Raw genomic sequence first — 24,009 nt, forward strand, 5'->3', positions numbered from 1 at the left:
AACCTCACGCCACTCAAACTCATAAAGCCTTGAAAACTAAACTTAAGTACTAATGCCGCCGTCAATGATCAGAGTCTGACCCGTGATCATGCGCGCCCCGTCGCTCAGGAAAAAGCGGACGGCATTTAAGATATCATCCTCATCGGCCAGCCGACCCAGCGGGGTGCGCCCGACAATCTGCTTGAGCTGTGATGGGCTAAGGGTCGATGACATTTCGGTCGCCACATAGCCGGGCGCGACGCTATTGACCGTGATCTGACGACGGCCCAGTTCACGGGCCAGAGCGCGGCTAAAGCCATCAACGCCCGCTTTTGAGGCCGAATAGGCCGACAGGCCGTTATAGCCGCGCGTGCCGATGATCGAGGAAATATTGATGATCCGGCCGCCCTGATTTTCCGAAGGCTTTTGCGCCAGCATGACCTTGGAGGCGGCGCGCGCCATCTGAATGGTGCCGAGCAGGTTGATCTTTATGATCCGCTCGCTCTCGACATTGGGGAAGGAGGCCAGAATCCCGGCCTGAGCCACACCGGCATTGTTGACCAGACCCCACAGGCCATCGTCACCCGCCCAGGCGACGGCGGCTTCTACGAAGGCATCAACCTGATCGGCTTCACCGACTTCGCACGCCTGCCAGAAAAAGTAGGGGCCATATTCGGGATGGGCCTCAAGGCGGGCAATATTGTCGGTTTTCTTGCGGCTACAGGTCGAGACGCGATAACCGTCAGCCAGAAGGCCTTCGATCATCACCGCGCCCAGACCGCGGCTGCCGCCGGTGACAATAACGTGACGCATAACTATCCCTTTTTATTGGCAGCCGAGACCGCAATCTTATCGACAAAATTAAGTGATCTGGGCACCGAATAGGCGGGCAGGGCTTCGCGACAGGCGGTCAGGATCGCTTTACGCGCAGTCTTCTCATCGGCACCGGCTTCGAGCACGACATCGGCGGCAACGAGCGCACCGGTGACCGGATTGGGCTGGCCATAGACGCGGGCCTCAATAACCCCGTCCTGTTTCAGGATCAGGGCTTCGACCGGCAGTGGGTAAACCTTTGAGCCGCCGACATTGATGGTGTTGTCATCGCGGCCCAGAACCTTGACGCGGTCTCCGGCCAGTTCAACCAGATCGGCGGTGGCGAGCCAGCCGTCATCCTGCAGCGGTTGCGACGCCGCCGACAGGTAGCCGCTCATCATATTGGGGGTCTTGATTTGCAGAAAGCCGTCCTTGATCCGGAGGGCCACGCCAGACGGTGCGGACTCTAACCATGCGGCGGGAAAGCCCTCAAGCCCGTCATGAACCGCATAGACCACGCCTGCTTCGGTCGAGGCATAGGTGTGGGTGACGCGGGTGTCGGGGAAGGCTTTGCGGATGCGGTCAAGCGTGGGCTGATCCGCCGCTTCGCCGCCCAGAGTGATCTGCGCAAGGCTCAATTGCGTGGGATCGGCCACCATCAGGAACGACCGCCAAAAGGTCGGCGTGCCGGAAATATGGGTGCCGTTCCAGTGACGACTGACGTGGTAGAACCCGCCGATGGTGCGCTCAGCCGGGGTGATCAGCAGTCCGCCCCACAGGGCCGCCGTCAGAGAAACCTGAATACCGGCAAAGCCTGTTGGCTGATAGGTCAGCACCCAGCGCCCGCCCTGATCGGGACGGCGCTTGACGCCGGCCTTGGCCTTGGCCAGCAGGCTTTCAAGGGAATGGCCAGCGACCTTGGGCATGCCCGTCGTGCCGGAGGTCATCATATAGATGCGGCCGTCTGCGGGGGTCTGGGTCGTTGAGCGCCAATCGAGTTCACCGTTCAGCACCAGCCCGATACCATGTTCGGCGCAGATGGCCTCAATGCGGTCTTGCGCAATCGTGGTGTGGGCGATGAACAGATCCGCCCCCGCCCGGTCGCAGGCATCGATCGCTTCAAAGATCAGGGCGGAATCGTCACTGCGCACCAGAACGCGGGAAACCCCGCGTTCGGTAATAGCCGCCGACAGATCGTCGGCGCGTGCCCGGATATCGCCGCGGGTGAACAGGGCTTCGCCCCGCGCTACCAGCGGCGTGTCATCTCCGGGTGTAAGATCCAGCCCCATCCGCATGCGCTTAACGCACGTAAAGCTTGGTCAGTTCACCGACCGTTTTGAATTCGATAAAGCCCTTGGCGAACGGATCGAAACCGATCTTCTTTTCCAGTTCAGACACGAGGGTGGCCAGATCGAGCGAGTCGATCCCCAGTTCATCGCCCAGAACTTCAGTCGCCGGGGTGATTTCCGGCACGTCGAGGCCCTTGTCATCCAGAGTCTGGCTGATGATTTCAACGATGGCGGCGTAGATTTGGTCTTCGGTCATTATTAGTTTCCTTTAGTTAGATTTAGGACAGGTGGCCGCGTCCTTGAGTGTGGTGCGCAGATCGCCCACGACTTGCTGGACGCGGAGGTGACGGGTTTCGGCCTTGAGGTGATAGACCGTGTCGAAAAATAGCGATTCATCGAACACATAATCGGACGGTGGACGCGGGGCCTTAACGGCATCAGGGCCGGTGGTAAGCGCCGTATGAACGCTGTCGATCTGGGTTTTGTTGGCGGCGTAATAGTGGCGCATGGTCGGGGTGTAGGACATGACCACATGGACACCTTTGGCTTCCATCGCCTTGGCATAGGCCTTGATGGCGGGGACAACCGTGGGGTCAATGCCGGTTTGATAAAGCTTGGTGCCCTCTTCGATGTCGCCGGTCCAGGTCACACCTTTGTGGCCCACCAGGTCGCCGGTCGGGGCAAAGCTCTTGAAGGATTCAACCTCGATCAGCTTATCCAGCAGATTGTCACCTTTGGGCATGAACAGTTCACCGCGCGCCGCCTGATTGCCTATGCGCAGCAGCTTGGACTGGGCGACGAACGGGATGGCGGATACGGCCTCACCGATTTGTTGTGGCGTCAGGTAAGCGATGGCAGCGGGGTTGGTCTTGACGATGGCGTAAAGATCCTTGCCCGACCCTTCGATCGGCTTGCCAAAGCTGTCCCATTCAAAGGCGATGACAATGATATCGCCGGGCTTCACATCGTCAGCCACTTCGCGCATCAGATAGCGAACACCGAAATAGCCGTTGAGGCCCATATTGACGGCCGGGCAGCCGGTTTCACGCTCAATCAGCGTTGAATCCATACCGTAGGACAGGTTCGATCCGCCCACCAGAACGATCTTTTTGCCCGGCAGGGTCGAGAGCCGGTCATGCTTCAACAGGGTAGCGCGCGCGTAGTCGTTATCATCAGGGATGCCCAGCACGACGGCCATCAGGGTCGCGACGGACGCTACACCCAATAGCGCCAGACGGCCTAGCAGGCTAAGTGCACCTTTGGGTTTTGCGACCGCTGTTGGCAGCGCCGCGTCACCTTCATTTGGTTTTGGCGTTTCGCTGTCCATCATCAAAACCTGAAATAGATGAATTTTTGGTCGAGGTTGTAATAGGCCCCCAGAATGACGACGGCGACCGTGGCGGCATAGACCAGTCCCCAGCGCTGCCATGACGGCAGGGCGCGGTAGATATCGCCAACCTTGGCGTGATCCTTATACCACTCAGGGGCCATGACCACGATGATGCCGAGGATCGCCAGCGCCATTTCGGCCAGCTTGCCGTCGATCACCGAACGGATGCTGCCCGCAAAGCCGCCCCAGCCGGTGTGCATATGGCTGATGATATAGCCCGCATCGGCCAGCGAGTCCGACCGGAAGAAGATATAGGCAAAGCAGACGAGGAAAAAGGTCACGCCGATCTTGAGGGCGCGGTAGGTTTTGGGGCGCTTGGTCAGGCCGGAATTTTTGGCAAACTTGTTCCACGGCTTTTGCGCCAGCAGCGACACGACCACATAGCTACCGTGCAGCGCGCCCCAGACGATGAAGGTCCAGTTGGCGCCATGCCAGAAACCGGACACCACAAAGGTCAGCATCATCCCGGCCAGCATCAGATTATACATCTTAAGCCCGGTCCAGCGGCTGCGCGAAAACGGCGTATAGACGTAGTCGTTAAGCCATGAGCTCAAAGATATATGCCAGCGCTTCCAGAAATCCTGAATGGACACGGCGAAATAGGGGCGGTTGAAGTTTGGCAGCAGCTTGATGCCAAACACCATGGCGGCACCGAGCGCGATGTCGGTATAGCCGCTGAAATCGAAATAAAGCTGAAAGGCATAGAGCCAGGTTGCAAACACCATGGCCACGCCATCAAAGGCATGGGGGTCATCATAGACCCGGTTGACGAACGGCGCGATGCGGTCAGCGACCACGACCTTTTTGAACGCACCCCACAGCATCAGTTGCAGGCCCGCCGTCATCAGGGCGTAGTTAAAGCCTGTGAGGGGCGCGCGTAATTGCGGCAGCAAATTCTTGCCGCGCTCGATGGGGCCCGCGATCATCTTGGGGAAGAAGAACACAAATGTGCCAAACACCCACGGATCACGCTCGGCCTTATCACCGCGCAGGGTGTCGATCAGATAGCCGATCATCAGGAAAGTATAGAACGAAATCCCCAGCGGCAGGATGATGTTCAGAACCGGGACATTATAGGATGCCCCAAACCAGCCGAACAGGCCGCGCAAAGATTCATTGAAGAACGAGGTATACTTAAAACCGACCAGATTGAGCACCAACAGCACAATGGCGATGGTCATGATCATCTGCTTGCGGGGCTTATCCTCGGCCTTTTCTATCGCGATTGCGAAATAGTAGACGAGACCCGCCGCCACCAGCAGATGCACCAGGAATAAAGGCCCTGACCAGCCATAAAATACCAGACTGGCGATCAGTAAAAGGGGTAAGCGTAAACGAGACGGCATCAGCATGTAGCCGATGACGGTCGCTATAAAAAAGACAATAAATTCAATTGAATTGAACAGCACTTGTCAGTCAGCCCGCTTTAAAAATTACCTGTAAAATCCATATTCCGGCATCACCCGAAACGGGACATAAACCCGCCGGTGCGAAGCGCTGAGCAAGGACTATGCCTAAACTCCGCGAGTGTCTGGATAATACCCCAAAATAATATACGCCAACTTTCAGGCGGTCTGACGGGATTCTGCAAATAATAGATAATTAAGCATAAATTACACTTGCCCGTCGCAATCCTGCCCATCGGTCTCCCGATATGACACCTTAACGTCAAATAACAGCGTTGGGAAGAGTGAACACGGACAAATGTTGCAAAGCAGCATAGGGGCTGCGCCTTTATGGCCACAGGTGGGGGCTATTTCACCGCCAGCACAATACCGACGAGGATGGCGACATAGTGGGCAGAGGCTCCGGCCAGCACATGGCCATGCCAGATGGCGCGGCGGAATTTCAGGCGCTTATTCATGTAAAAAATCGTGCCCACGCTGTAGAGCACGCCGCCGGCCGCCAGCATTATCAGGGCGGGCATGGGCACTTCGCGGATCATGGGCTTGGTTGCAATAACGATCAGCCAGCCGAGTGCCAGATAGAACACGATCCAGATGACCTTGCTCAAAGAGGGTAAGAACAGCTTTCCGGCCATACCTAAGCCCGCCAGCGTCCAGACCGCCACCGTCATGCCGATGGCCCAGCCGCCCTCCAGCGCCTGAGTGGTAAAGGGCGTGTAGCTGGCGGCAATCATCAGGAAAATGCCAGCGTGGTCCAGCCGTCGCAAAAACGGCTGCCAGTTCGGCTTGGCGAAGTTATAGGCGGTCGAAAAGGCCAGCATGGCAACAAAGCCAAGCGCATAGACACTGACGGCGGCGACTTTACCCAGATAGCCGTGACTGATGGCAAGCCCAAGCGCAATGCCGCCCCCAAACAGGGCCATGCACAGGCCGACCACATGCACGATCAGGTCGGCGCGGCGTTCCGTAGGTGTGGGGTAATGGTCAGATGTAACGACAGATGAGGTCATGGAATTGGAGCCTGCAAGCGACGTAACGACTTTTCGTCACTATAATAGGGTCTCAAAACCAGATCAAGCCAATCACATTCGGTTCAGAATGATTACACCGTAAGGGTTTCCTTAACGTCATCTGTCTTTTTGCGTCGGAAATGCCAGTAGGTGAGCGCGCTGACCAGTGCGGCAAAGAAACACCACACCGACGGATAATTTAACCTGAAAAAGCTGAAGGCCACGGCAAAGCCGACCACCATGGCCATGCCAATCACGCGCACGCTGACGTGGCTGGAGATAAAGAACGCTGCGCAGGTCGCAATCACATAGGCACTGCGTATCCAGAACCCGCCCCCGACCGGATTGGTGTAGACTAGGCACTGATTGACCATTTGCACGGCCACACCGTATTTCAGGATGATCATCAGCGTAAAGGCAGCCACGGCAACGCCGAGCAGCAGAACCACCTGCATCAGCCGTTTGCGGATCAGGTCAGGCTCAATTAGCAGGATCGACAGGGGTATGATGATCGGCCAGATCACCCCGATAAAGACGGCGTAACCCTGGGTCAGGGCATGGGTCGCCACGCCGGTTCCGGTTTGTGGCAAAAGCACCCACAGGCAGCCTTCGATAAACTGCTGGATAGCAAACAGCAGCGGCACCGACGCGAACGGGCGCTCGGTTTTTAATGTGGTTTCGCGCAGGGCCATGACGCCCGCCGTGGCGATAAAGGCGCTGGCGGCAAAGCTGACCGGGGCCGAAAAACACATGCTGATACCCTCCGTATACTCGGAGAAAGTGACGTGCTTTTGGCTTAAAGTCGATCAGTTTCCGGGGGCATACGGGAATTTCAGTGACCTGTAATATTCCAGTGTCTTTTCCGGCGCTGAATAACCGGCGGGCAAGGGCCGTTTGGAAATCGACTGGAAATAGGCGACCGACGCATCGCGCCACCATCTGGCTTCGCGTTCCTGGATCATCAGATTAGTGGCCACGGCCTCAAAACGATCCGCATCGACGTAAGGCTTAAGCGACGCCCAACGATTGCGCATGGTGGTCACATCGGATGCCCCCTTAGAATAGGTCACCACCACCTCATCCCACAGGGTACGTCCCGATTTAACCTTATAATCCCACGGCACATGATGGAACCACAACAGATAGCGCTCATCCATGGTCTTTGGCTCGGCCCAGAGTTTGGCGGCTTTTGGGGTGTACTGAGCAATGGCGTTCGAGCCGGTTTTCATCCGGTCAAAGCCAATGCCATTGATATCGGCCTTGTGATAATAGACCGGGTTCCAGTCGGCGCGCTCCAGATTATCGACCCACGGCCCTGGCCCATAATGGTGGCCGGTATCCATCAGGTGATGCAGCCCCAGCGGCGTCATGTAATCGGCCACGGTTTCGCGTGAGGTCATCATCATATCGACCACGGGTGCCACAAAGGCCGGATCATTGGAAAAGGTCATGCGGGCCCAGTCGTCGGCAATCGCGCGCGATGAGGCCTGCGGGTTCCAGGCCAGCCGCCCGAAAGCGTACCAGTTGGCCTGATCGAAATCAGAACCCGACCAGTTGCGGTCCATGCCGATATTGGCCACACCCGCAATACCGGTCAGTGTGTGGTTATCGACCGCGCCTTCGACGACCTTAGCGACGGTGTTGCCCGCCTTACCGCCCGCAAAGGTGTCGGCTTTCAGCGCCTCTTCATAATATTGGCCGAGGTAGGCGAGGTGGGTCGAAAAACCGAGATATTCCTTGGTGATCTGGAACTCCATCATCAGCGGGGTCTTCGGCATGGCCCCAAACATCGGATGGAAGGGTTCACGCGGCTGAAAATCGATAGCGCCGTTTTTGACCTGAACCAGCACATTGTCAGCAAACTGACCATCCAGCGCTTTGAACTCATCGTAGGCCTGCTTGTGGCGGTCATCAGGCTTTTCGTGGCTGTAGACAAAGGCGCGCCACATGACGATGCCGCCGTGCGGTTTTAACGCTTCGGCCAGCATATTGGCGCCGTCGGCATGGCTGCGTTTATAGTCCTGCGGGCCGGGCTGGCCCTCACTATTGGCCTTGACCAGAAAGCCGCCAAAATCGGGAATGGCGGCATAGATTTCATCCGCCTTGGCTTTCCACCACGCCCGCACCTGCGGATCTAGCGGATCGGCGGTTTTCAATCCGCCCTCTTCGATCGGGGCCGAAAAGCGCGCCGACAGATAGACCTTGATGCCATAGGGCCGGAAGGTGTCGGCCAGGGCTGCGGTCTTGGCGATATAGGCGGGGCTCAACGACACGGCATTGGAATTGACGTTATTAAGCACTGTGCCGTTGATCCCGACCGAGGCATTGGCGCGGGCATAGTCGGTATAGCGCGGGTGCCTGACATCCGGCAGCTTCCACCAGTCCCAGATGGTCGTGCCCGCATAACCGCGCTCGACTGAGCCATCGAGATTGTCCCAGTGATTGAGGACGCGCAGCTTGACCTTTGGGGCATCGGTGATGTTGAGGCTGGTCAGGGGCTGACGGGTCTGGATCAGTTTCAGATATTCAAAAACACCGTATAGCACGCCAATATCGCGGTTGGCGGCGATGATCGTCACGGGTCTATCATTGAGGCGCGTGGTGCGGATGATAAAGCCTTCTTCGCCAGCCTTGGTCAGGTCAGGATTAAGGAGGGCGATGGCCGCCGAACTGGACGGCGTGCCAATGATGACGGCGTTATCGCGGAGGGTGCCGACCTCAATCACTTTGCCTGACAAACCGCTCAAGCCGCGCTCAAGCTCTTGCGCGGCGGCGATGAGGGGCGGGGTGGTGCCTTCGGAAACGATAGAGGTGGCGGGGATGGCATAGCCTGCCTCGACCGGACGGTATCTCTGCCACAGGTCATAACCGTCCTCGGCCTGCACCGGTAGCGCTAACATAAGGGCGCAAACCGCCACTATCCATCGCAACATCTCAAACCTCCCGTTTTTATTTTGATATTATAGTTTGTAGGCCTGTTTGGCCAGTTTGTAGCTTAGATCATAGGCGACCTCGGCGGCCTCGTCTTCGTCAAGGCGATGCTCAGCCACCAGTCGCGCCAGATGCGAACAATCCATCCGCCGCGCCACATCATGGCGGGCGGGAATGGAAAAAAACGCGCGGGTGTCGTCATTAAAGCCGACGGTGTTGTAATAACCGCCGGTCTCGGTCATCTGGTCGCGGAACCGGCGCATGCCTTCGGGTGAGTCGTGGAACCACCACGGCGGGCCGAGCTTCAGCGCCGGATAGTGACCGGCCAGTGGGGCCAGTTCGCGCGCATAGACGGTTTCATCGAGCGTAAAGACGATAAAGGTCAGGCGCGGATCGTTGCCATAGGCATCCAGCAAGGGTTTCAACGCATGGACATATTCGGTCGAAAGCGGAATATCCGCGCCCTTATCTCGGCCAAAGCGGTTAAGCACATGCTGGTTATGGCTGCGATACACGCCCGGATGCAGTTGCAGTACCATGCCGTCGTCAAGGCTCATGCGCGCCATTTCGGTCAGCATCTGCCCGCGGAACAGGTCGGCCTCATGGGCGCTAAAATCACCTGACCGGATTTTGTCATACAGGGCCGCCGCCTCGGACGGTGACAAATTGGCGGTGGTGGCGCGGACATGGCCGTGATCGGTTGAGGTTGCCCCGGCTTCGCGGAAAAAGGCGCGGCGGTTTTGGTGCGCCTTCAGATAGCCCGCAAAGGTTGTGATATCTTCGCCCGCCAATTGTCCGAACCGTTCCAGGTTCTCGGCAAAGCCTATATGTTCCGGGTCCATGACGGGATCGGGGCGATAGGCGGTAACCACCCGGCCTTTCCAGCCGCCCTCGCGGATTTTTTTATGGTGGCGCAGGTCATCGAGCGGCCCTTCGGTCGTCGCGATGACTTCGATATTGAAGCGCTCAAACAGGGCGCGCGGCCGGAAGGCGTCAGTTTTAAGGCTTGCGTCCATCACCTCATAATAATGATCAGCCGTCTCCGGCGTCAGGGTGACGTCGATGCCGAAAACTTTAGAGAACACCCAATCCAGCCACATGCGTGACGGCGTGCCGCGAAACAGGTAATAGTTGTCGGCAAAGGTTTTCCAGATTTTGCGCGGGTCGGCCTCATAAGGTGTGCCGTCGTGCGTGGCTATCCCCAGCGATGCCAGATCGACCCCTTGCGAATACAGCATCCTGAAAACATAGTGATCCGGCACGATCAGAAGCTGCGCCGGATCGGGAAAGGGCTCATTATCGGCAAACCACTGCGGGTCAGTATGGCCGTGCGGGCTGATGATCGGCATGCCTTTGACCGTCTGATAAAGCCTGCGGGCAATATCGCGGGTGGTGGGATCTGCCGGCAGCAGCCGGTCGGGATGCGGTTTCAGCACGGCCATGAACTTAAGGCCCTTACCAGTTAAACAGGGTGCCGTCCTGCAGGCGGTTCACCGGCAGATAGGCGCGCTGATACGGATATTTGGCGGCCAGGTCTTCGTCGATATCCACGCCCAGACCCGGCGTTTCATTGACCTGCATGAAGCCCTTATCGAAGGTGTAGCTGTGCGGGAAAACCTCATCGGTGGCGTCGGTATGGCGCATATATTCCTGCACCCCGAAGTTCGGCACCGAGATGTCGAAGTTGAGCGCCGCGGCCATGCAGACCGGCGACAGATCGGTGGCGCCATGACAGCCGGTGCGGACATTATAGATGTCGGCAAAGGCGGCGATCTTCTTCAAATGCGTCAACCCACCGGCATGGACAACCGTGGCGCGGATATAGTCGATCAACTGGTTCTGGATCAGATCCTTGCAGTCCCAGATCGAGTTGAAGATTTCCCCAACGGCCAGCGGCGTGGTGGTGTGCTGACGGATCAGGCGGAAGTTTTCCTGATTTTCGGCCACAACCGCATCTTCCATCCAGAACGGACGGTAGGGCTCAAGATCGCGCCCCAGACGACCGGCTTCGATCGGGGTCAGGCGGTGGTGGACATCGTGCAGCAGATGCACCTCGTCGCCCAGGGCGTCACGGGCGGCAGCAAACAGTTTGGGCACGATGCGCATATAGGCTTCCGTCGACCAGACATTCTCAGTCGGCAGGTCGGCATCGGCGGGCTCATAGAACATCTTGTCCTTGGAGACGCCGTAGGTTGAGGCCAGACCCGGCACCCCGCATTGAATGCGGATCGCCTTATAGCCCATCGCCTTATAGGACTGCGCGACCTCAATGGTGTCTTCAATCGAGGTGCCGTTGGCGTGGCCATAGACCATCACCCCGGTGCGGCACTTGCCGCCCATCAACTGATAGACCGGCAGGTTAGCGACCTTACCCTTAATGTCCCACAGCGCCATATCGACGGCAGCAACCGCCGACATGGTAACCGGCCCCCGGCGCCAATACGCGCCGCGATACAGGAACTGCCAGATATCTTCGATCTGGTGCGGGTCACGCCCGATCAGGCACGGAATGACGTGATCTTCGAGGTAGGACACAACCGACAGTTCGCGGCCATTGAGTGTCGCATCGCCCACCCCATAGACACCTTCGTCGGTCATGATCTTGAGGGTCACAAAGTTGCGGCCGGGACAGGTGACAATAACCTTGGCGGACGTGATTTTCATTTAGCTTAGTACTCCGAAGCCGCAGCCCTGATGATGGGCGTCATGTTGGCGGACGCTCACCTTCGACAGGCTGTCATATTTAAAGATGTTCCGTTCCCTCGTGTCGTGGCTTTGGGCCGCGATCAGTTTTGTTAGTAAGCTTTAGTCCGTGCCTTTTGGTGATCTTCGAGGCCTGTAACTGCTGCGTAATTGGTATGACCTATTTTATATATAACCCAAATCCACCCCGGTTGCGCAAGCTTTTTCTTGATAAAAGACTGTATTCATTCTGGATGGTATATCTGGTAACGAAATATCAGATATTTGTGCCATAAAACACGAATTTGTATGACAAAGTAAGCGCTGTCAATTCAGGGCGTGTAAGGTGTTGCGGAAAAAACGCGCCTGTGGGGAAATGTGTGTATTGGTCAGGGTCTTACAGCCCTATGTCTGGCCAAAAAATCTTAATGATATCAACTGTAAATAACCAAAGCCGTCATGACACGCTCAGTCATTTGCAACTCGCGACGCTATTATTGGTCTGACCATATTGACAAATGCGGTAAGGGAAGTTAGCGCTAACAGTTGGCGGTCACACTCGCCGTGAAAATTTCAAAAAAACAAAAAAAGCCAATGGCTGGTCAGGCCATATACATGGAGAAACAAATGGATATCAGGTTCTCACGCTCTGTGCGTGCGCGTACCCGCATGGCTCGCGCCAGCCTTCTCGGTGCCACCATTCTGGCCGGTATGGCCGGATCAGTTTGGGCTCAGGATGCGGCTCCGCAAGCCACAACGCCCCCACCGGCTACCAGCGAAGACGTCACCGAAGTGGTCGTGGTCGGCTATCGCGGTTCATTGCTGAACTCAGCCCGCGCCAAGCAAAATGCCGTCAATTTCACCGACTCCATCTTTGCGCAGGACATGGGTAAGTTTCCGGATCTGAACCTGGCGGAATCCCTGCAACGTATTCCGGGCGTGCAGATTTCACGCAACGGCTATACCGGTGAAGGCACTCAGGTCAATGTACGCGGCCTTGGCCCCAGCTTCACCAAGGTCGTCCTGAACGGCAACGGGGTTGCGGTGGCCTCTGACGGCGGCATCGATGGAGGATCGTCCAACCGCGAAGTCGATCTTGACCTGTTTCCGTCCGAACTGTTCACGCGCCTGACCGTCTCGAAATCCCCGCTGGCCAGCCAGCTTGAAGGCGGCATGTCTATCGTCGATATGCGCAATGCCCGCCCGTTCGATAACAAGGGCCAGCACATCAGCGTCTCCGTGTCCGGCACCTATGGGCAGGCGTCCGAAGAATTTGCCCCGCGTGGCGCGATTACCTTCTCCAAGACCTGGGACAAGTGGGGCGTTCTGGTCGGCCTTGCCGGATCGAGCCAGCGCACCCGCTCGGACGGCTTTGACTCCGTCGGCTGGAGCAATGCCAATCTGGCCTGTCCGACCGGCAGCACCGATTGCAGCAACGCTCAGGGCAATAATTTCAGCTTCGCCACGGTCGTTCCGGCCAATGCCGGCAATGGTCTGACGCCGGGTGCGACCCTGGGTCTTACGGAGCTTTTGGCGCTCAACCCCGGCCTGACGGCCAATCAGTTGACCAATGCCATGATCCCGCGTCTGGGCCGTCTGAACTATATCGATGGCAAGCGTGACCGGATTACCCTGCTGACGGCGGTTGAATATCGTCCGTCCGATGATCTGCGCTTTGCCCTCGATATCATGGGCGCCAAGGCCAAGGGCGAATATGACCGCTCCAGCTTCAACTGGTTCGTGCGTAACTCATCGACCGGGGCGACCGGCGGTATGGTGCCGCTGAATCTTAAGGTCGATGCCAACAATGTCGTGACGTCGGGCACCTTTGCCAACTCGGCCATGTTTGTCGAAGCGCGCACCTTTGATGAAGACCTCGACTTCATCAATATCAACCCCAGCATGACCTGGCAGATCAATGAAAAGCTCCGCCTCGATGCGCAACTGAACTACACCCACAGCGTCTTCTTCCGTGAGGCCCCCAGCTTCCTGTTCAATACGCCGTTCAATTCAGGCCTGACGGTCAACTACACCAATGACGGCGATATCCCGACCATCACGCCCAGCGCCAATATCGCTGACCCCAATCTGGGCTGGACCTGGAACCGCGTCAATATTCAGAACGTCAAGCGCAGCACCTATACCCAAGGCGCCCACGCTGATCTGATCTATGACTTTGACAATGGTGCGGTGCTGAAAACCGGCTACGCCTATGATGAGGCTGACCGCCGCATTCAGGCCTATGACAACTCGGCCAACTATCAAGCCTTTGCGTTTGCGGCGGTGCCGCAAACGGCCATTGCCGGGTATCTGGGCACGGGGCCTGCGTCCAATTTCACCCATATTCTGGACGGGACGCCGGGCTTTACCCTGCATGTGCTGCCTGATCTCGATAAACTGAAAGCGGCGACCAACTATGCCGCCTATAATGCAGCCGCCCCCGCCACCAACAGCTCGGCGCTGGGCACGCCTTCGGGCCGCATTAACGACAGCACCCAAGGCCTCTACGGCGAATATGCCGCTACCTTCCCGATCGCGTCCTTTGATGTGAAGGTCAATTACGGTGTGCGCTGGTTTGAAACCGATCAGACCGTGACGGGGCCGATCACCGTCAATGGCGTGACCACCTTCCAGACGCTGGAAACCAGCTATGGCGGCGTCCTGCCCTCGTTTAACGCCTCGACCAAGCTGACCGATAAGCTGCTGGTGCGGGCGGCGGCCTCAAAGACCGTGACCCGCGCCAACCCGAACAGCCTCCTGCCGGGCGTCAGCTTCTCTGACCCGTCGGCGCAGAACGCTTCGTCGGGCAATCCGTCGCTCAAGCCGTACTATTCGGAAAACTATGATCTGGGTGCGGAATACTACACCGGCGGTCTGGGTTATGTCAGTGCGGCGATATTTAAGAAGCACGTCACCGGCTATACGCAGGTCCGTCAGACGACCCAGTTGTTCACCGATCTGGGCATTGATTTCGCCGGTCTGACGGCCCAGCAACAGCAGGCCATCAATGATCGCGGCGGCCCGTCGGTGGCGCAGGTATTTGTCAACACGCCGGTGAATATCGACTCGATCAACCTGACCGGCATAGAGCTGGGCTGGGTGCAGCCGCTCGATTTCATCGTCGACGGTTTGGGCTTCAGCACCAACTACACCCATCTGGATGACGGCTTTGACGGAGCCAAGGCGCAGCTATCGCCGCAAACCGTCAATGCCACCGGCTATTATGAAAATGATAAGCTGTCGTTCCGCCTCAGCTATGTCTGGTTCGATGAGCGTATCGTGGCCGGTGCCCCTCAGAACGGGCTGATGCTGCCGCTTAAAGCCACAGATCGCGGTCAGGTCGATATGGCCGCCAGCTATAATACCGCGTTCTGGGGTTCAGAGGGTCAGATCACCTTTGAAGCCACCAACATCACTAACGAGCCGTTCCGCACCCTGTTCGGCTATGAAAATGCCGCCTACAGCCACTTCAACCCTGGTGCCATGTACCACATCGGCTGGAGTGGTAAGTTCTGATCCAAAGGTAAAAACCGTCCTTTTAAATGGTCCTTTCCTTGCGGCATGCCTTCGGGTGTGCCGCTTTTTTTTGCGCTTTTTTTGTACCGCGAACTCAGTGCGTTAAGTCTTTCTAAAGCGGCGCAAATCAGGCATAGGTAGAGGGCAAGTACGGCTCTGGGCCGTCCGGATACATGAACACAGATGTCTGAACCGAAGAAACTTTACCGGCGCATCGCCGATTCCATCGCGGCCGATATTCAGTCCGGCCGCTACAAACCCGGTGATCGCCTGCCGCCGGAGCGGGATCTGGCCGTGCAGTACGGCGTCAGCCGCCCGACCTTGCGCGAAGCCATGATCGCGCTGGAAATCTTAGGCATGATCGAAGCCAAGCATGGCCTCGGCATCATTGTTACCAAGACCAAACCTGATCCGCTGCCGTTCTCAGACTCTGAGATCGGCGCGTTTGAACTGATCGAAGCCCGTCGTCTGCTGGAGGGCGAAGTGTGCGCACTGGCCGCGACCCTGATCACCGATGAGCAGGTGACCGAGCTTGAGGATCTGGTTAATCAGATGCACCATGCCGACCCTGAGCGGGCCGAGCGGGCCGACCGTGAGTTCCACGTCCTGATTGCCAAGATCAGCGGCAACGGCGCGATTGCCTCCTGTGTCGAAAACCTGTGGGACTGGCGCTACCGGTCACCGCTGGCGCGCAATATTCTGGCGCGGGCGGCTAATCTGGGTATGGGGGCGCGGATTGATGAGCACGGCGATATTCTGGCCGCCCTCAAAAGCCGCTCAGGCAATGCCGCGCGTCAGGCCATGCATGACCATCTTGACCGGGTGATTGAGCATCTGTTGAACGCCACCGAAATCGTGGCGGTTGAGCGCGTGCGTCAAGCTAATTCCGAACGCCGTCAGGCCATTGCCCGTCGCCTCAAAGGCGTGACGGATTAGAGGTCAGGCCACTAAGGTTTCCATCTCGCTCTTAACCTTGGCCGAAGCGTCCGCGACCTGAGTAAAGGTCTCACTGATGGTGCTCAGGCTGTCATTGATCTGACCCACGGCACCCACCGCCGTCTGCATATTGTGGCTGATCTCACCCGTAGCGGCATTTTGTTGCTCAATAGCGCTGGCGACTGAGGACACGTTCTCCAGCACACCCGTCATGGACTGAGTAATCAGGCCCAGTGCATCAACCACTTCGTTGGTGACGGCCTGCATGTTGGCGATTTCAGCGGCGATGGTCTGAGTTGAGCGCGCTGCCTGATTGGCCAGGGACTTGACCTCGGACGCCACCACGGCAAAGCCTCTGCCCGCCTCACCCGCCCGGGCGGACTCGATGGTGGCGTTGAGCGCCAGCAGGTTGATTTGCCCGGCGATATCCTGAATGATTGAGACGACATTGTTCATGGCCGTGGCTGAATTATTGAGCGTGCCCGCCGATGTATTGGCGTGGGCGGTGTGATCGAACACCCCCTCGACGCTGACCTTGGCGCTGGTCATTGCGTGGGAAATTTCGCGCACACTCTGGCTCAGTTCCTCGGACGCGGCCGCCACGGAGTTGATAATCGCGCCAGTTTCGGACGACGCGTCGGAGGCGCTGCCCGCCATCCGGTTACACACCAATATCTGCTCGATCACCCCGTTGAGGTTCTGATTGAGGGTTTCGTTGCGCAGGCGTTTTCTCACCACATCAGAAATATCCGTAGCGAATTTGACGATCTTCACCACCGCGCCGGCATCATCGAAAATAGGATTATAGGCCGCCTGAATATAGACGTCCGAACCATCGCGTTTCAAACGCCTGAACTCACCCGCCTGAAACTCACCCTGCGCCAGATTTCGCCAGAAGGTTCGATAGTCTGCTGACTGCGTATAGGCCTGATCGCAGAACATGCGGTGATGCTGGCCCTCAATATCCTTTAGGGTATAGCCCAGGGTTTTCAGGAAATTGTCATTGGCCGTCAATATAGTCCCATCAGTGGTAAATTCGATGACCGCCTGCACGCGACCGATGGCCGCCATCTTGCCCTTGTAGTCCAGCTCTTTCAGCTTGGCGTCAGTGATGTCGGAGGCAAATTTTATAACCTTGACCACATTGCCGCGCTCATCGCGAATAGGATTATAGGTCGCCTGCAGCCAGATGACGCGCCCGCCCTTGCCAAAGCGCTTATACTCATTTGAGGCAAACAGACCATTGCCCAGATCGCGCCAAAACCTGCGGTAGTCTTCACTATCGACATAGGCCTGATCGCAGAACAGGCCGTGATGCCGGCCCTTTATGTCTTCGAGGTTATAACCTACCGTTTGTAGAAAATTGCTATTGGCCGTCAGTACATAACCGTCTGGCGTAAACTCAATCACAGCCTGTGAAGCATTTAACGCCGCAATTACCGCCTGATCTTCACGCACACTGGACTTGGTGAACCCTTTAAACATCAGACTCGACCCTTATATTGCAGCGCACAAACAATTTATGCGTGTAATGAAGGGTGCGGCCTAATTGTTTAAAAAAGTGTTCACCATGATTCAGGGCCCGCAGGCTGTGGCAAAATAATTACGCCAATCAGTGATTGCCGCCGATCAGATCGCCCAATCCTCCGAGTACGGAGCCTTCGCCGCGTGATTGCCCGCCCCCGGCGGCCGCCGCCAAAATCCGGCCTGACAGGCGCGAGAACGGCAGGGACTGAATCCACACCTTGCCCGGTCCGGTCAGTTGCGCGAAGAAAACACCCTCCCCGCCGAACAGCATGGACTTGACGCCACCGGCGGTGATCAGGTCGAAATCGATGGTATCGGTGAAGGCGGCGACGCAGCCGGTATCGACATGCAATTGTTCCCCGGCTTTCAATTCGCGCTCAATGACCATGCCGCCGAACTGCACGAACACCCAGCCATCGCCTTCCAGCTTTTGCATGATAAAGCCTTCGCCGCCAAACAGGCCGGTCATGATCTTGCGCTGGAAATGGATGCCAATCGATACGCCCTTAGCCGCGGCCAGAAACGAGTCCTTTTGGCAGATCAGACGCCCGCCATATTGATCCAGCTTCAGCGGCACGACCACGCCCGGCACCGGCGCGCCAAAGGCCACCCGCGCCTTACCAGAACCATTATGGGTGAAGACGGTGGTAAACAGGCTCTCGCCGGTCAGCAGGCGCTTACCCGCTCCCAACAGCTTGCCCATAAATCCGCTCTGCTGCGCCGAGCCATCGCCAAACACCGTCGTCATGCCGACGCTTGAGTCTTTCCAAACCATAGCGCCCGCTTCGGCAACCGCGCTTTCGCCGGGGTCGAGTTCGATTTCGACGAACTGAAGCTCCTGACCTTTGATTTCGTACTCGATGTCATCAGAGACACCGGCTGCCTTATGGTGGGTGCGCTCGCCAAAGCCTGTGGGATAGTCGGTCATGTGGAAAATCCTGTTGTGAGTTTGCCCGATGATTAGCACAGGGGCGCACCCGGCTTCACCTTAAATCAAATTCATCTGACCGAATGGCGGGCCTTCCAGGCCGGATACTCAACCTCAATCAACCGCTGCGGCCAGTCGCCGTACCAGCTATAGCCTGACCGGCGCTCCGGGTGGATATCGGCATAGGTTTTGACCCGCACCCCATCGCGGTTCGCCAAAACGACCGAGTTGTCGGTGAGGTCATAAAACCGCGCCCACAGAGGTGGGGCTTTATCATCGGCCACCAGTTCACGATCGAAAGTGGCGGTGTGGTAGTCGTACTTAACCGGCGGGTCGAGTGGTATGGTCTTTAAGGCATAACCCTTAATTTCAGAGCGCTTAAGCCAGTTCACCGCACCCTCAATGGCGGCGATCTGTTGCGGCGTCGGGTGGTCTATGCTCATCAGGTAATCGAGCATGGCCACGGTTTCCTGAGACACAATGGCGGGCAGTTCAAAAGTACGGCCCTTCGACGGCATAAGGCTTACCGGATCATATTGTCCGGCCCAGCCGGTCAGCGTCCCGTTTTGCCGGATCTGCAGCTTTAACACGCAGTCATCGCCGCGTTTCAAAGCCGCTTCAGTCGTCTGGCGGGTCGCCTCATCGATCGATGTAAACGGTGCCTGTTTCAGACTTATTTTGCGCAACATTCTGAGGTTACCGGAGGTGACCTCATCGGCAATGGTCAGCTTATGGTGATAGTCGGTCGAGGGCGGCAAGGTATGGGGCCAGCCACCGCATACCGGCATTTGCTGCGACAGGGTAAACTCAAGCCCCTTCATGGCGGCGGTGCGGTATTTATCGCTTTTCGTCTGATCATATACCGCCATCAGATATTCGATCTGGGCATAGATATTGCGATTATCAAAGCTTACGCGTGGATCGGATTTTTGCGCGGTGATGGCCGCGATTTCCTGCGCATTGAGCTTACGGGCCGGGTCCTGATTTTCGATCCAGCCGCCGTTCTGGCGTTGATACAGAAGGATATTATCTGCGATTTCAACGATTTGATCATCGCTATAGCGGACATAGTCTTTCCCGTGGCGGTTCTGCCAATGATGAACGGCGTCGGAAAAACTGTCCAGCCGGACCGCCTCATAGGCATAGGCCGTGGGTGCCGTAAGCACCAACAATCCCAGATATATTGCGCCAAACCGTTTCATGTGATCCTCCGTTTTTTGCGGTGATCGTGCCACCACTGCCGCAGAACACAAGCCACAAAATCAGTTGGCAGGGCTAAGATTTCACCCTATGGTCGCAGCGGGTGTTAAGGGGGTATGGGGTGAAATTTTCATTATCCAATGGATCAGATACGCTTGCCCTTAAGAACAGCGATTGCGGTTACGCTGTGACCGAAGCGATCGCTTAATTCATATATTTAAAAAGGGAGAGCCTTATGAAATTTACGATTGGAAACACGCTCAACGAAGGCTTTGGGCTGTTGTCGCAATATCTTGGCAAGATCGCTATTGCCGGGCTGTTGGTCTACGTCCTGCCTATGGTGGCGGCGGTTCTGGGCCTGTTTTTTAGCTACGGCTTTGATATTCAAAAGCCAGAACTACAGATAGAGCAAGGCATATATCTGCCATTCGGCATATATATGCTGGTATCGATAATTGCCGCGCTGTTGAGCATCTCAGTACTCACCGACATCATTATTAAGGGTGAGGCGCGTCAACCCTTTAGCCTTGGGGCGTCGATCGGGCGGGGTTTTGCGAATATGATTCCCCTGATTATTGTGGGCTTACTGTCGACGGTACTGATCATGGTGGGCTTCATTTTGCTGATTATTCCGGGCTTTATCGTGATGCTGGGCCTTTATGTGGCAACTACGGTTTATATTGCGGAACCGGGCATTGGCGTAATCGGCGCCCTTAAACGTAGCTGGGAGTTGACCAAGGGCCACCGCTGGCAGATCTTTCTTATCCTGCTGGTCGTTGGGATCTTGACCGCTCTGGCGGGTGGTGCTGTTGGCCTGCCTTTGGGGCTTATGGCTTCGACCATTCCGCCGGTGGTGAGCCTAACCATTCAAATGATCGTCAGCAGTGTTGCGTCTCTGGTGACGTTCGTATTTGTGGTCGCCATCTATCTGTGTCTGCGCCGCGCCAAGGAAGCCCATACGCCGGATGCGGTCGCCAATGTCTTTTCGTAACCTTGGTTTTTCGTAATCAGGTGTTGATCGGTTAAGAAAAAGCCTCCGCAATCGCGGAGGCTTTTTTGTAGGAGCATTTTCCCATCAAATGGACTCATTTGATGGATCAGGAAGAGCGACCAGCTAAAAACTAGCGCACCTCGTCGTGCTTATCCTTGCGGCGTTTACCGAGCAGCATCCGGCTTTCCAGATGGGCCCGTAAGGCCGCGTAAAAGGCGCGCAGGAAGGCTTCATCGGTCGGCACATCGTTGGTATTTTTAGGATCGTCCCAGCCGATGCGAGTCTTGATACGGGTCGCCACCGCCGCCATGGTCGCGGGCCTGCGTTCGCGTAAGACTTCCTCCAGCACACCCAGTTCTTTTTCGCCATAAGCCTCAATCTGGGCGCGGCTGAACATGATACCGCTGCGCCGGTCAGCCTCGGTATCGGCCAGATCAATGCCCAGACTTTGGCGCGGCATATGGACCACACGGGTGCCGCCCAGAAAATCGCCTAAGCGGGCCTGATCGCGGTTGAACAACGGCAGCAGGGCCAGAACCAGCGTCCATAAAAACGCCGACAGCGCCACCCAGCCGCCGCCCTGCATGGTCATGCCCATCAGGGTCAGCGGCAGATAAAACTCGACCTCACGCAACATATTGCGGGTGATGACCATCACCGGTGTCAGGTGTCCGCCGTCATGGGCGATAACCCTGATTTTCAGCACCCGCTTACCCGGTGTCGCGGCGCGAGGCCCCATTTCAAACGCCATGAAATAGCCGGTGCGGACAAAGAACATGGCCATGAAAAACAGGATCATCAGGATGTCGCCTAACCCTTTGGCGCGCTTCCAGTCCACCTGCTCAAACGGCAGAATAAAAAACAGCAGGATCAGGGCCACCGGGGCGGCAATGATGATCAGATAGTCAAGGATGAACGCCCCCAACCGCTCGGCAAATGTCGCGGTGATGAACGGCAGACGCACCCCTTCGGGCGTGGTGATATAGGTGACGCGGCGCTGATACTTGCCCTGAGCGTCAAAGCTTAGGGTATCATCCAGTATGGGCGGGGTCTTAGGCGCGGCCATGATCAGCCTCTTCGAATTTAAGCGTCAGACGCCGCCCGACCTGCGTGAAATAGACCGTCCAGGTCACCAGCATCACCGCCCCTATGCCAAACCGCGCCGAGGTGTCGGTGATTAGCTGCCTCCCGAAGCCTTCGAGCAGTCCGGCCAGAAGCAGCATGATGGCGACCCCCAGCATGACTGAGCCGGTCAGTTTACCCGCGTCAACCAGCGCGGCCTTACGCGTCAGATTGCCGGGGAACATGATCCGCCGCGCCATGTGAAACCCGGCGGCACCGGCAAGGACTATGGCCAGTAATTCGGTCGTGCCGTGAATACTCAGCCAGCCGGCGAAATCGACCAGCAGCCCCTGGCGCGCGAACAGCCACAGCATGGCCCCTAAAAGCATCCCGTTATGCAGGATCAAAAGGGCCGTCGGTATGCCCGCAATCACCCCGAGCGCAAAGGCAAAGATCGATACCTGGGTATTGTGCGACATCAGAAAGACCGAAAAGACGGCCAGTCCATCAGTACTGCCCTCAAGGGTTTTTTTCAGATCAGCGGCCGAGGCCGACAGATTGCGGCCGCCTGACATATCTTCGCCGACCAGCGCCGAATACCAGCTCTGATCGCCCGCACACAACAGCCAGCCCGCCACAATCCCGATCACCAGACAGGCCAGAGACAATAAAAACTCCGGCCCGATGCGGCGCACACTTTCAGGCCACTGCCGCCCGAAATAGCCGGTCAGAATATCTTTGAAACGGGCATGGGGCCCATAGATGCCCATATAGGCGCGGGCACATAAGCCCTGAAGATAGCCGATCAGATTGCGGTCGAGCGAGATCGAACGCGCCATCGACAGCGACGACACGGCTGAGCGATACAGCACCGGCAGGTTCAGAAGTTCATCGGTCGAAAAGCTGTTCAGCTTACCCTGATCAAGGCGATCCAGCGCCCGGCTTAAGGTGCGCCAGTCTTTTTCGCGGGCGTCACGAAATTTCTGGCTCTTAAGTTGCAGGGCGGGTTTTGCGGGGTCTTCATCGCTCATGTGATCCTCCTACAACCGGTCGGCTTGCTTGAGCGCCAGATATTTGGTGACGATGAGCGTGGCCATTTGCTCGGTCGGCGCCTCCAGCACCTCAATCCCCTGCCGGCGCAGCAGGGCATGGACGGTTTCGCGCTGGGTCAAAAGGCGCTGGGCGAAAATGGCGCGGCTGACATCTTCGGGCGTGAGTGGCGGTTTGGCGGCAAGATCTTCGAGCACTTCGTCGCGGAAGGCCACAAAGATGATAACGTGCTTTTTCGACAGGCGGTTGAGCGCCTCCAGCATCAGGTCGGCGCTGATTTCGTCAATAAAATCGGTAAACAGCACGATCAGCGACCGTCGCCCGATGCGCGAATTAAGATCGGCCAGAGCCAGCGTATGATTGGACTCTTCGGCCATGTCCGACAGGGACGATAGCTGATGTTTCAACACCTCATAGCCCTGCATGCCCGATACCTGCGGGGCGATGTGATAGGGCTGTGACGCAAAGGCAAAGCTACGGATATTATCGCCGATTTTCAGCGCGCAATAGCCGAGCAACAGTCCGGCATAGAGCGCCCGATCCAGCCGTTTGATGCCAAGCAGTGGCTCTCCCATCAGCCGCCCGGTATCAAAGGCCAGTACGATGTGATGATTGCGTTCGGCCTGAAACTCCCGCGACAACAGTTTGAGGTGGCGGGCCGAGGAGCGCCAGTCGATCCGGCGCGGGTCCTGACTGGCATCATATTCACGCAGGGCATGAAATTCCGAGCCATTGTGCAACTGGTTCTGCACGCGCACGCCGTAAATGCTGTCGTAGGAAAACAGCTCCGACGCATCGTGTTGTACACCTTCGATGTCCGGGGTGACCACGATCTGGCGATCCAGCGTCAGGCGCTTTTGAATCCAGATCAGCCCCAGAACCCCGCGATAACGGATATGGATATCCTCCAGAACCGCCACGCCGCGGGCATGGGCCTTGAGCGCCAGTTCGGCGTGGAAGGCCCCCTCATTATCGGTGATAGCTTGCGCGGTATCGCTGACGATCAGCAGGTGATTGGCCCCAAACCGCACCTCAAGCGCACCCGGTCTGCGGCCCGTGAAGGTCAGGCTGAATGGCCAGACATAGTCACGGCCCACGCCCATGCTACGCGGGGTTTTCAGGTCGAGCTTAAGTGTGCGTGACAAGGGCGCAAATAGCCCGTCAAACAGCGAAAGCCCCAAAACCCCAAGCATGACCAGCGGCGCCCAGACCCAGCCTTGCGGCCACGCCAAAGCCAGCACGATGCTTAAGGCGACGCACAGGACAAGGATCGTAATGAGGCGGGCGGTGGGGTACATG

General features: G+C 57.2%; 19 protein-coding genes. 3 read left to right on the plus strand and 16 right to left on the minus strand.

Annotation, left to right across the window (positions count from 1 at the left end):
* Window positions 1-42: 42 nt before the first annotated feature.
* The 10 genes from IE102_RS03200 to manD form a co-directional block, all read right to left on the minus strand.
* The gene (locus tag IE102_RS03200) at window positions 43-792 is read right to left on the minus strand and encodes an SDR family NAD(P)-dependent oxidoreductase (RefSeq protein WP_189484927.1); all 750 of its coding nucleotides are present in this window, start codon (window positions 790-792) and stop codon (window positions 43-45) included.
* 2 nt (window positions 793-794) lie between these two features.
* Window positions 795-2,081 (minus strand): class I adenylate-forming enzyme family protein, encoded by a 1,287-nt coding sequence (locus IE102_RS03205; protein ID WP_189484928.1) that lies wholly within the window; start codon window positions 2,079-2,081, stop codon window positions 795-797.
* A 10-nt stretch (window positions 2,082-2,091) separates the two neighbouring features.
* The gene (locus IE102_RS03210) at window positions 2,092-2,337 is read right to left on the minus strand and encodes an acyl carrier protein (protein WP_189484929.1); all 246 of its coding nucleotides are present in this window, start codon (window positions 2,335-2,337) and stop codon (window positions 2,092-2,094) included.
* A 12-nt stretch (window positions 2,338-2,349) separates the two neighbouring features.
* Complete coding sequence (locus IE102_RS03215; RefSeq protein ID WP_189484930.1) at window positions 2,350-3,411, minus strand: hypothetical protein; 1,062 nt, start codon at window positions 3,409-3,411, stop codon at window positions 2,350-2,352.
* The gene (locus IE102_RS03220) at window positions 3,411-4,880 is read right to left on the minus strand and encodes an MBOAT family O-acyltransferase (RefSeq protein ID WP_189484931.1); all 1,470 of its coding nucleotides are present in this window, start codon (window positions 4,878-4,880) and stop codon (window positions 3,411-3,413) included. Before IE102_RS03220 ends, IE102_RS03215 begins: the two co-directional genes overlap by 1 nt.
* Before the next feature lie 344 nt (window positions 4,881-5,224).
* Window positions 5,225-5,887: a PAQR family membrane homeostasis protein TrhA gene (trhA, locus tag IE102_RS03225; RefSeq protein ID WP_189484932.1), complete on the minus strand. Its 663-nt coding sequence runs from the start codon at window positions 5,885-5,887 to the stop codon at window positions 5,225-5,227.
* Window positions 5,888-5,979: 92 nt separating this feature from the next.
* On the minus strand, window positions 5,980-6,639 hold the full coding sequence (locus IE102_RS03230; protein ID WP_189484933.1) for a DUF6629 family protein: 660 nt from the start codon (window positions 6,637-6,639) through the stop codon (window positions 5,980-5,982).
* A gap of 54 nt (window positions 6,640-6,693) precedes the next feature.
* Entirely contained in the window at window positions 6,694-8,787 is a 2,094-nt protein-coding gene (locus IE102_RS03235) for an alpha-glucuronidase family glycosyl hydrolase (protein ID WP_229807538.1), read from the minus strand.
* Window positions 8,788-8,847: 60 nt separating this feature from the next.
* Complete coding sequence (gene uxaC / locus IE102_RS03240) at window positions 8,848-10,260, minus strand: glucuronate isomerase (protein ID WP_189484935.1); 1,413 nt, start codon at window positions 10,258-10,260, stop codon at window positions 8,848-8,850.
* 13 nt (window positions 10,261-10,273) lie between these two features.
* Window positions 10,274-11,482, minus strand: a complete 1,209-nt coding sequence (gene manD / locus IE102_RS03245; RefSeq protein ID WP_189484936.1) for a D-mannonate dehydratase ManD — start codon at window positions 11,480-11,482, stop codon at window positions 10,274-10,276.
* 645 nt (window positions 11,483-12,127) lie between these two features.
* Between manD and IE102_RS03250 the strand changes: the two genes are divergently transcribed.
* Window positions 12,128-15,016: a TonB-dependent receptor gene (locus IE102_RS03250; protein WP_189484937.1), complete on the plus strand. Its 2,889-nt coding sequence runs from the start codon at window positions 12,128-12,130 to the stop codon at window positions 15,014-15,016.
* 183 nt (window positions 15,017-15,199) lie between these two features.
* Window positions 15,200-15,952, plus strand: coding sequence for a FadR/GntR family transcriptional regulator (locus tag IE102_RS03255; RefSeq protein ID WP_189484938.1), 753 nt, complete (start codon window positions 15,200-15,202; stop codon window positions 15,950-15,952).
* Between the two features lie 3 nt (window positions 15,953-15,955).
* On the opposite strand, the gene IE102_RS03260 is transcribed toward IE102_RS03255, so the two are convergent.
* The 3 genes from IE102_RS03260 to pelA all read right to left on the minus strand — a co-directional run bounded on the left by IE102_RS03260 (window position 15,956) and on the right by pelA (window position 19,609).
* Window positions 15,956-17,437: a methyl-accepting chemotaxis protein gene (locus IE102_RS03260; RefSeq protein WP_189484939.1), complete on the minus strand. Its 1,482-nt coding sequence runs from the start codon at window positions 17,435-17,437 to the stop codon at window positions 15,956-15,958.
* 127 nt (window positions 17,438-17,564) lie between these two features.
* On the minus strand, window positions 17,565-18,407 hold the full coding sequence (locus IE102_RS03265; protein WP_189484940.1) for a TIGR00266 family protein: 843 nt from the start codon (window positions 18,405-18,407) through the stop codon (window positions 17,565-17,567).
* A 71-nt stretch (window positions 18,408-18,478) separates the two neighbouring features.
* On the minus strand, window positions 18,479-19,609 hold the full coding sequence (pelA, locus tag IE102_RS03270; protein WP_189484941.1) for a pectate lyase: 1,131 nt from the start codon (window positions 19,607-19,609) through the stop codon (window positions 18,479-18,481).
* Between the two features lie 233 nt (window positions 19,610-19,842).
* Here pelA and IE102_RS03275 point away from each other — a divergent pair, with 233 nt between their 5' ends.
* Window positions 19,843-20,598 carry a DUF7847 domain-containing protein gene (locus tag IE102_RS03275; RefSeq protein WP_189484942.1) on the plus strand — a complete coding sequence of 252 codons (756 nt, stop codon included), beginning with the start codon at window positions 19,843-19,845 and terminating at the stop codon, window positions 20,596-20,598.
* Window positions 20,599-20,728: 130 nt separating this feature from the next.
* On the opposite strand, the gene IE102_RS03280 is transcribed toward IE102_RS03275, so the two are convergent.
* The 3 genes from IE102_RS03280 to IE102_RS03290 are packed head-to-tail and all read right to left on the minus strand — an operon-like array spanning window position 20,729 to window position 24,008.
* The gene (locus tag IE102_RS03280; RefSeq protein ID WP_189484943.1) at window positions 20,729-21,664 is read right to left on the minus strand and encodes an RDD family protein; all 936 of its coding nucleotides are present in this window, start codon (window positions 21,662-21,664) and stop codon (window positions 20,729-20,731) included.
* On the minus strand, window positions 21,651-22,691 hold the full coding sequence (locus IE102_RS03285; protein ID WP_189484944.1) for a stage II sporulation protein M: 1,041 nt from the start codon (window positions 22,689-22,691) through the stop codon (window positions 21,651-21,653). The genes IE102_RS03280 and IE102_RS03285 overlap by 14 nt, the downstream gene beginning before the upstream one ends.
* Before the next feature lie 9 nt (window positions 22,692-22,700).
* The gene (locus IE102_RS03290; protein WP_189484945.1) at window positions 22,701-24,008 is read right to left on the minus strand and encodes a DUF58 domain-containing protein; all 1,308 of its coding nucleotides are present in this window, start codon (window positions 24,006-24,008) and stop codon (window positions 22,701-22,703) included.
* Window position 24,009: the final 1 nt, after the last annotated feature.

It is taken from the genome of Asticcacaulis endophyticus, assembly GCF_014652575.1.
GTDB classification, from domain to species: Bacteria; Pseudomonadota; Alphaproteobacteria; order Caulobacterales; family Caulobacteraceae; genus Asticcacaulis; species Asticcacaulis endophyticus.